A 7,896-nucleotide genomic window follows, 5' to 3' on the forward strand; every position below is an offset into this window, starting at 1 on the left:
CTTCATCGGCGCCCGATCCACCGAGGCACCCGATCCACTGATGCAAGGGGGCGGCCGCAGCGCGGCGGCCGCCCCGCTCCTCCTGGTCCCCTGCCCCGCCCCACAGGAAGACCCACCTCCATGACGGTTCTGAACCAGTCCCTGCACGCGCTCGACCCCGAGATCGCCGCCGCGGTCGACGCCGAGCTGCACCGCCAGCAGACCACCCTCGAAATGATCGCCTCCGAGAACTTCGCCCCCGTGGCGGTCATGGAGGCCCAGGGCTCGGTCCTGACCAACAAGTACGCCGAGGGCTACCCCGGCCGCCGCTACTACGGCGGCTGCGAGCACGTCGACGTGGTCGAGCAGATCGCCATCGACCGGATCAAGGAGCTGTTCGGCGCCGAGCACGCCAACGTCCAGCCCCACTCCGGCGCGCAGGCCAACGCCGCCGCGATGTTCGCGCTGATCCAGCCGGGCGACACCATCCTGGGTCTGAACCTGGCCCACGGCGGTCACCTGACCCACGGCATGAAGATCAACTTCTCCGGCAAGCTCTACAACGTGGTCCCGTACCACGTGGACGAGAAGTCGGGCCAGGTCGACATGGACGAGGTCGAGCGCCTCGCCAAGGAGCACCAGCCGAAGCTGATCATCGCCGGCTGGTCCGCCTACCCGCGCCAGCTGGACTTCCCCGAGTTCCGCCGCATCGCGGACGAGGTCGGCGCGCTGCTGATGGTCGACATGGCGCACTTCGCCGGCCTGGTCGCCGCCGGTCTGCACCCGTCCCCGGTCCCGTACGCGGACGTGGTCACCACCACCACCCACAAGACCCTGGGCGGCCCGCGCGGCGGTGTCATCCTCTGCAAGGCCGAGTGGGCCAAGAAGATCAACTCCGCGGTCTTCCCCGGCCAGCAGGGCGGCCCGCTGGAGCACGTGATCGCCGCCAAGGCCGTGGCCTTCAAGGTCGCCGCCTCGGAGGAGTTCAAGGAGCGCCAGCACCGTACCCTGGAGGGAGCCAAGATCCTGGCGGAGCGCCTGCTCCAGCAGGACACGGTGGACGCCGGTGTCTCGGTGCTCTCGGGTGGCACCGATGTGCACCTGGTCCTGGTGGACCTGCGCAACAGCCAGCTGGACGGCCAGCAGGCCGAGGACCGGCTGCACGAGGTCGGCATCACGGTCAACCGCAACGCCGTCCCGAACGACCCTCGCCCGCCGATGGTCACCTCGGGCCTGCGCATCGGCACCCCGGCCCTGGCCACCCGCGGCTTCACTGCCGAGGACTTCCGCGAGGTCGCCGACATCATCGCCGAGGCGCTGCTGCCGGCCTTCGACGAGGACAAGGCCACCGCGCTGAAGGCCCGCGTCACCGCGCTGGCCGTGAAGTACCCGCTCTACCCCGAGCTGTAAGCGGTCTTCGAAGCCGTAGTCGCTTCGAAGCTGTCAGCAGTTCTCCTCCCGGCAGCCCTGCGTACCCGTAGCGGCTGCCGGGAAATCCGGGGCACCGCGCACACTGGAATAGTGAGGCGGTGCCCCGTCCCATGCAGTCCAGCCCTTCCACGACATCCAGACAAGGACGTCCCCCGTGGCCATCAGCGTCTTCGACCTCTTCTCCATCGGCATCGGCCCGTCCAGCTCGCACACCGTCGGCCCGATGCGGGCGGCCCGGATGTTCGCGCGCCGCCTGAAGTCGGAGGGGCTGCTGAGCACCACCACCTCCGTCCGCGCCGAGCTCTTCGGCTCGCTCGGGGCCACCGGCCACGGCCACGGCACCCCCAAGGCCGTCCTGCTGGGCCTGGAGGGCAACTCGCCCCGCACCGTCGACGTCGACCAGGCCGACCTCGACGTCGAGCGGATAAAGACCGAGAAGCGCCTGCTCCTGCTGGGCGACCACCAGATCGACTTCGATCCCGACACCCAGCTGATCCTGCACCGCCGCCGCTCCCTGCCGTACCACGCCAACGGCATGACCCTGGCCGCGTACTCCTCGGACGGCGTCCCGGTGCTGGAGAAGACGTACTACTCGGTCGGCGGCGGCTTCGTGGTGGACGAGGACGCGATCGGCGCGGACCGGGTGGTCCCGGACGACACCCAGCTGCGCTACCCGTTCCGCACCGGCGAGGAGCTGCTGCGGCTCACCCGGGAGACCGGCCTGTCGATCTCCGGCCTGATGATGGAGAACGAGAAGGCCTGGCGCACCGAGGCCGAGATCCGGACCGGGCTGCTGGAGATCTGGCACGTGATGCAGGAGTGCGTCGCGGCCGGTATGTCCCGTGAGGGCATCCTGCCCGGCGGCCTCAAGGTCCGCCGCCGCGCCGCCGCCGGCGCCCGAGCCCTGCGGGCGGAGGGCATAGGCCCGGCCAACGCGATGGAGTGGGTCACCCTCTACGCGATGGCGGTCAACGAGGAGAACGCCAGCGGCCAGCGTGTGGTCACCGCCCCCACCAACGGCGCGGCGGGCATCATCCCGGCCGTCCTGCACTACTTCCAGAACTTCATCCCCGGCGCCGACGAGGACGGCATCGTCCGCTTCCTGCTGGCGGCCGGCGCGATCGGCATGCTCTTCAAGGAGAACGCCTCGATCTCCGGCGCCGAGGTCGGCTGCCAGGGCGAGGTCGGCTCGGCCTGCTCGATGGCGGCCGGCGGCCTGGCCGAGGTCCTGGGTGGCAGCCCCGAACAGGTGGAGAACGCCGCCGAGATCGGCATCGAGCACAACCTGGGCCTCACCTGCGACCCGGTCGGCGGCCTGGTGCAGATCCCCTGCATCGAGCGCAACGGCATGGCCTCGGTCAAGGCCGTCACCGCCGCCCGGATGGCACTGCGCGGCGACGGCCGCCACCACGTCTCCCTCGACAAGGCGATCAAGACCATGAAGGAGACCGGCGCCGACATGAAGGTCAAGTACAAGGAGACCTCGCGCGGCGGCCTCGCGGTCAACGTCATCGAGTGCTAGAAGACCGGCGCTGACCTGCGGTTTTCTGCCCTCCGGAGCTGTCAGGGCCTTTCCTGCTTGCACAGCAGAAAGTCCCTGAAAAGTCCCTCGGACGGCCCCGGAAGTCCCTGAAAAGTCCCAGCCGAATCCCTGGTCCGCAAAACGCTGACCAGGGATTTCAGGGCTCGTGCTGGAGCAGCGAGGTAGCCCAGCAGACCTGTCTCCGCCTGGTCTCCTGGTCCATACTGTGCCGGTCCGTGGCCGCGTATCTGATCGCCGAACGGACCGGCACGTGGTCGGCACAGGCCTCAGAGCCCCCGGACTACAACGCGGTCGCCGCAGAGCAGTCCCATGTCCTCCTCGTCGGAGGTGAAGATCGTGACGTCGCCGCGCTGACGCAGCGCCACGGCGGCGAGAGCAGCGTCGATGGCGTGCTTGTGCCCGTGAAGGCCCGCGACCTCAAGCAGCTCGATCGCCTCGCCTGCGATCTCCCGGGTGACCGGTTCCACGACGATCCTGGAGAGAGTCCACGTCCACGCGGCCTTGTTGACTCGCTTGTGGTACGCCTCTACGAGCGTCATCGAGGTCGTCATGACGCGGACCCCGGAGCGGTGCGCATCCTTGAGGCGGGCGCCCATCGCACGGTTGCCGAGGACGGCTTGGGACAGGCCCTCGCTGTCGAGCAGGTAGACGAGCTCGGACATCAACTCGCCTTGCGATTCGGCACGGAGCGAGCTTTGTGCTCCGCGTGTTGCCGCTGGAGTTCCAGGCGCTCGGCCTCGGCATGCGCCAGCTCGGCGTCGGTGACCTCCCCGTGCTCGCCCTCCCACCAGCCGACGAACTCATGCAGGTGGTCCCGCTCGCGCTGGCGCTCTATGGCCTGCGCGACATACCGGCTGAATCCACCGGCCCCCACCTCGGCGCGGATCTCCTCCGCCAGTTCCTCAGGCAAGGTCACGGTGTACTTCTTGGTTGCCATACCACTCACCATACCGTTCGGCGCCGGCCACGGCCCCTGCGGGCAGAACCGCCGTGGACGCGCCCGGCCTGGCGACGGAAGTCGACTGCGACGGGCCGGTGCGACACCTCGGTCCACACGATCTCCCTCGTCGCGGTGTAGCTGTGGCCGTACCTCAGCCCCTGGCCGAGGACCGTGAGCACCGCCTCCGTGAGCGCCTCGTCCAGGTCCGGCGGCACCCGGACCGTGATCCGGAATCCCTGGCGCGGCGCCCGGGTGATCGAGGACCGGTAGCCCGTCAGCCACTCCAGCGCCCGAGCCGTCCGCCGGACCCTGGCCGGTGGCCGGATCACCGGCCGGCCGCCGGGAGCCCGAGTTCGAACCAGACGGTCTTGCCGATGCCGCAGACACGGGGATGAGCGCCCCACGCGTCCGCGAGGGCGGCGACGAGGGCGAGGCCCCGGCCCGACTCGTCGTCGGGTGACGCATGGCACGGCGTGGGCAGGCCGCTGCTCGCGTCCGAGACCTCGACACGGAGAGTTCCGCCGCTCAGGACGGAGCGGGTGACGATCTGGCGGCCGGGTGGGACGCGGGCATGGCGGCAGGCGTTGGTCATCAGCTCGCTGAGCAGCAGAACGGCCGTCTCGACCAGCTCGTCCGGGAGGTCCCACGAACCGGCCTGGCTCCGCAGCAGGTTTCGGGCACGGCCGACGCTGCGGCTGTGGCGCGGCAGACGCCACTCAATCTCCGCTGGCTGAACGGGAGTTGGCGCGGGAATGAGTACCCGGGGAGGGGAGGGGCGCGCGGTCATCGAGGTCCTTGGTGCTCAAGGCTGATACTGGACGGGCCGTCAGACGTCATCCGGAAGTGGTGGATTCCGTCGATTGCCTCTCCTACCGTGCTGGCCTGGGCTTAGCCTCGCCAGTGACGACGTCGGTACATAACGTGGCTGTACACGTGCCGTACCGAGAGAGGACGGGGGTGCAGGGTGACGAGCGCGCCTTCCCAGCCGCCACCGATGGCGTGGCGGTACTGCGGCAACCAGATCAAGCTCTGGCGCGAGCGGTCGGGCGTGACCCGCGAGGAGTTGGGCAAGGCCGCCAACTACGAGTACGAGACCATCAGGTCGATGGAGCAGGGGCGGCGAAAGCCAACGCTGCGGCTGCTTGAGGTCGCCGACGAGTTGTGCAACGCACACGGCCTGCTGGTCGCGGCGACGGACTATCTGAAGCCGGAAAGGTTTCCGTCCTACTCCCAGGACTTCGCAAATATCGAGAGCGAGGCAATCGCTCTTCACTCGTACGCGGCGTTGCTCATCCCAGGGCTGCTACAGACCGAGGAGTATGCGCGAACACTGATCAGCAACAGCTGCCCGCCACTGGATGACGAGACTGTGGCAGAGCGCGTGGCAGGCCGTTTGCAACGGCAAGACAAGCTGAGGGCTAGGCGGACCGCACTGTTTGGCTTCGTGATCTATGAAGCCGCTCTACGAAGCATGGTGGGCGGCGCCGAAGCGATGAAACGTCAACTGCACCATCTTCTGGAGACAGGCGAACTACGCAATGTCGCCATCCAGGTACTACCGACCGGCTGCAATGCCTACCCCGGACTCAGCGGCTCGTTGGTCCTGCTTGAGACAGCCGCTCACGAGCAATTCGCATATGTGGAGGGACAGGAGACGGGGGTGCTGTACTCCGATCCCGCCAAGGTGAGTGCCCTCACCCAACGCCATGGCATGATCCGGATGCAAGCCCTTGGCGCTGAGGACTCGGCACGGTTTATCAGGAAGGTGGCGGAGGAACTGTGAGCACCTCGCTCAAGTGGTTCAAGTCCAGCTACAGCAACGACCAAGGCGGCGACTGCGTCGAAGTCGCCGTCTCCTGGCGCAAGTCGAGCTACAGCGACAGCGAGGGCGGCGCATGCGTCGAGGTGGCCGCCTGCGCTGACACCGTCCACGTCCGGGACTCGAAGGACAGGAGCGGCCCGCAGCTGGCGTTCACGCCCGCCGCCTGGGCGGAGTTCGTCGCGTACGCCGCCGCGCAGCCCGTCGCGTAGCTCTGCGGCCGGCTCGCCGACCCGCACCGGGCAGACCGACAGGAAACCGCACACAGGAGCCAAGCGCTCCTGCTGCCCTGCGTCTCGCTCCGATACGGATCGTCTCGCTGTCCTCCTCCGCCCGGCACCGTCGGGGCAGAGGTCAGGAACGCGGCCGACGGGGCTGCTCGGCTCGCTCCGCGTTCTTCTCCTTGATGCGCACCGCTTCCTTGCGGACGTCGGCCTGGGTGGCGCGTTCCCGCTGAAGCCACTCGGGCTGGTCGTTCTTCAGTGCCTCGATCTGCTCCGTGGTGAGGGCCTCGGTGACTCCGCCCCGCGCGAGACCGGCGATGGAGACACCCAGCTTCGCCGCGACCACGGGGCGGGGGTGCGGGCCGTTGCGCCGCAGTTCCTGCAGCCACTCGGGCGGATCGGCCTGGAGCTCGTTCAGCTCGGTGCGCGAGACGACACCCTCCTGGAACTCGGCGGGGGTGGCTTCGAGGTACACACCCAGCTTCTTCGCCGCGGTTGCGGGCTTCATCGTCTGGGGGGTCTTGTGCGACGTCATGGTGTCAAGAGTATCGAGCGTGTGCACTACCTCCGACCACGACCGGTAACCTGGCGGAGTGACAAGCTCGGAAGAATCCCCTTCGTTCCGGCTCGCTTATGTCCCGGGGGTGACGCCCTCGAAGTGGGTGCGGATCTGGAACGAGCGGCTGCCCGAAGTCCCACTGACCCTCGTCGCGGTGTCCGCCGCCGAAGCATTCGACGTGCTCCGGGGCGACAGCGCCGACGCGGGTTTCGTGCGGTTGCCGGTCGACCGCACGGACCTCAGCGCGATCCCGCTCTACACCGAGACGACGGTGGTCGTGGTCCCGAAGGACCACGTCGTGGCGGCGGCCGACGAGGTGTCCACCGAGGATCTCGCCGACGAGATCGTGCTGCATCCCCTCGACGACACCCTCGTCTGGGAGCGTCTGCCGGGACGGCCCGCGATCGAACGCCCCGCCACGACGGCGGACGCCATCGAACTGGTGGCGGCGGGGGTGGGAGTACTCGTCGTCCCGCAGTCGCTCGCCCGCCTGCACCACCGCAGGGACCTCACGTATCGGCCGCTCTCGGACGCCCCCGAGTCCCGGGTCGCGCTGTCGTGGCCGCAGGACGAAACCACCGAACTGGTGGAGCAGTTCATCGGGATCGTCCGTGGGCGGACCGTCAACAGCTCGCGGAACAGCCCCCCGGCCCAGACCCAGGCCCCGGCGCAGCCGAAGCGCAAGCATCCCGCTACCGGCGGCGCACAGCGCAAGCCCGCAGCCGGGAAATCGGCCGGCAAGCCGACCGGCAAGGGCCCGAGGAGCGGTTCCGGCGGCCCCAAGGGCAGCAAGCACGGCAAACCTCGCCGCCGGGGGTAGAAGCAGAGGGCGACGACGGCGTTCGTGGGGCGGTCCGGGTATGCCTGCTTCGGGCGGCGCCCCTTGAGCCGGCGCTCCCAGAGCGAACCGGCCGGACACGGCCCGGCCCCGGCGGATCACGGAGTGCACCAACTGCCGCGTGCCGGGGCGCGCCGAGTCGCTGCCCGGCGGCCTGTGCCGCACCTGCCGGGGCGACCCCCGACCCGCGAGCCGAGAACCCCGGCCAGCACCGACATCCACGCCCGCGTCGAGCAGGTCCGGGCGGCAATCCGCAAGCGAGCGAGCGGTCGCACCTGATCCCACGGTCCGGGACTCGCGACCCCCGGCGCGCTGTACGCCACGGTCATCTTCGGTCTGCTGAAAGACAGTTGGATTCAGCGGGCGTTGAAGTATGTGGCTTCGGGGTGGTGAATCACTATGGCGTCGGTGGACTGTTCCGGGTGGAGCTGGAACTCCTCGGAGAGCACGACTCCGATCCGTTCGGGTTTCAGGAGTTCGGCGATCTTGGCGCGGTCCTCCAGTTCGGGGCAGGCGCCGTAGCCGAGGGAGAAGCGGGCGCCCCGGTACTTCAGGGCGAACAT

At 69.0% G+C, this 7,896-nt stretch carries 11 protein-coding genes; 5 read left to right on the forward strand and 6 right to left on the reverse strand.

Annotated elements, in window-relative coordinates:
* Positions 1-120 precede the first annotated feature (120 nt).
* Entirely contained in the window at positions 121-1,389 is a 1,269-nt protein-coding gene (gene glyA, locus P3T39_RS28280) for a serine hydroxymethyltransferase (RefSeq protein WP_280701913.1), read from the forward strand.
* Between the two features lie 175 nt (positions 1,390-1,564).
* On the forward strand, positions 1,565-2,932 hold the full coding sequence (locus P3T39_RS28285; protein ID WP_280701915.1) for an L-serine ammonia-lyase: 1,368 nt from the start codon (positions 1,565-1,567) through the stop codon (positions 2,930-2,932).
* 287 nt (positions 2,933-3,219) lie between these two features.
* Here P3T39_RS28285 and P3T39_RS28290 read toward each other — a convergent pair whose 3' ends face one another.
* Genes P3T39_RS28290 through P3T39_RS28305 form a run of 4 tightly spaced genes read right to left on the reverse strand, consistent with a single transcriptional unit; the run spans position 3,220 to position 4,680 of the window.
* Positions 3,220-3,615: a hypothetical protein gene (locus P3T39_RS28290; RefSeq protein ID WP_280701917.1), complete on the reverse strand. Its 396-nt coding sequence runs from the start codon at positions 3,613-3,615 to the stop codon at positions 3,220-3,222.
* Positions 3,615-3,890: a hypothetical protein gene (locus tag P3T39_RS28295; protein WP_280701919.1), complete on the reverse strand. Its 276-nt coding sequence runs from the start codon at positions 3,888-3,890 to the stop codon at positions 3,615-3,617. The genes P3T39_RS28290 and P3T39_RS28295 overlap by 1 nt, the downstream gene beginning before the upstream one ends.
* A gap of 5 nt (positions 3,891-3,895) precedes the next feature.
* The gene (locus P3T39_RS28300) at positions 3,896-4,222 is read right to left on the reverse strand and encodes a hypothetical protein (RefSeq protein WP_280701921.1); all 327 of its coding nucleotides are present in this window, start codon (positions 4,220-4,222) and stop codon (positions 3,896-3,898) included.
* Positions 4,219-4,680: an ATP-binding protein gene (locus tag P3T39_RS28305; protein ID WP_280701922.1), complete on the reverse strand. Its 462-nt coding sequence runs from the start codon at positions 4,678-4,680 to the stop codon at positions 4,219-4,221. The genes P3T39_RS28300 and P3T39_RS28305 overlap by 4 nt, the downstream gene beginning before the upstream one ends.
* Before the next feature lie 207 nt (positions 4,681-4,887).
* Here P3T39_RS28305 and P3T39_RS28310 point away from each other — a divergent pair, with 207 nt between their 5' ends.
* Together P3T39_RS28310 and P3T39_RS28315 are read left to right on the forward strand one after the other, a co-directional pair.
* Positions 4,888-5,676 carry a helix-turn-helix transcriptional regulator gene (locus P3T39_RS28310; RefSeq protein ID WP_280701924.1) on the forward strand — a complete coding sequence of 263 codons (789 nt, stop codon included), beginning with the start codon at positions 4,888-4,890 and terminating at the stop codon, positions 5,674-5,676.
* Positions 5,673-5,924 (forward strand): DUF397 domain-containing protein, encoded by a 252-nt coding sequence (locus tag P3T39_RS28315; protein WP_280701926.1) that lies wholly within the window; start codon positions 5,673-5,675, stop codon positions 5,922-5,924. Before P3T39_RS28310 ends, P3T39_RS28315 begins: the two co-directional genes overlap by 4 nt.
* A gap of 142 nt (positions 5,925-6,066) precedes the next feature.
* On the opposite strand, the gene P3T39_RS28320 is transcribed toward P3T39_RS28315, so the two are convergent.
* Entirely contained in the window at positions 6,067-6,471 is a 405-nt protein-coding gene (locus tag P3T39_RS28320; RefSeq protein ID WP_280701928.1) for a DUF5997 family protein, read from the reverse strand.
* A gap of 58 nt (positions 6,472-6,529) precedes the next feature.
* On the opposite strand from P3T39_RS28320, the gene P3T39_RS28325 reads away from it, so the two are divergent.
* Positions 6,530-7,315, forward strand: coding sequence for a LysR substrate-binding domain-containing protein (locus P3T39_RS28325; RefSeq protein WP_280701929.1), 786 nt, complete (start codon positions 6,530-6,532; stop codon positions 7,313-7,315).
* A gap of 374 nt (positions 7,316-7,689) precedes the next feature.
* Here P3T39_RS28325 and P3T39_RS28330 read toward each other — a convergent pair.
* Positions 7,690-7,896: vitamin B12 dependent-methionine synthase activation domain-containing protein (locus P3T39_RS28330; protein ID WP_280701931.1), on the reverse strand; the 207-nt coding region annotated here is incomplete at its 5' end.

This window comes from Kitasatospora sp. GP82 (genome assembly GCF_029892105.1).
Classification (GTDB): Bacteria; Actinomycetota; Actinomycetes; order Streptomycetales; family Streptomycetaceae; genus Kitasatospora.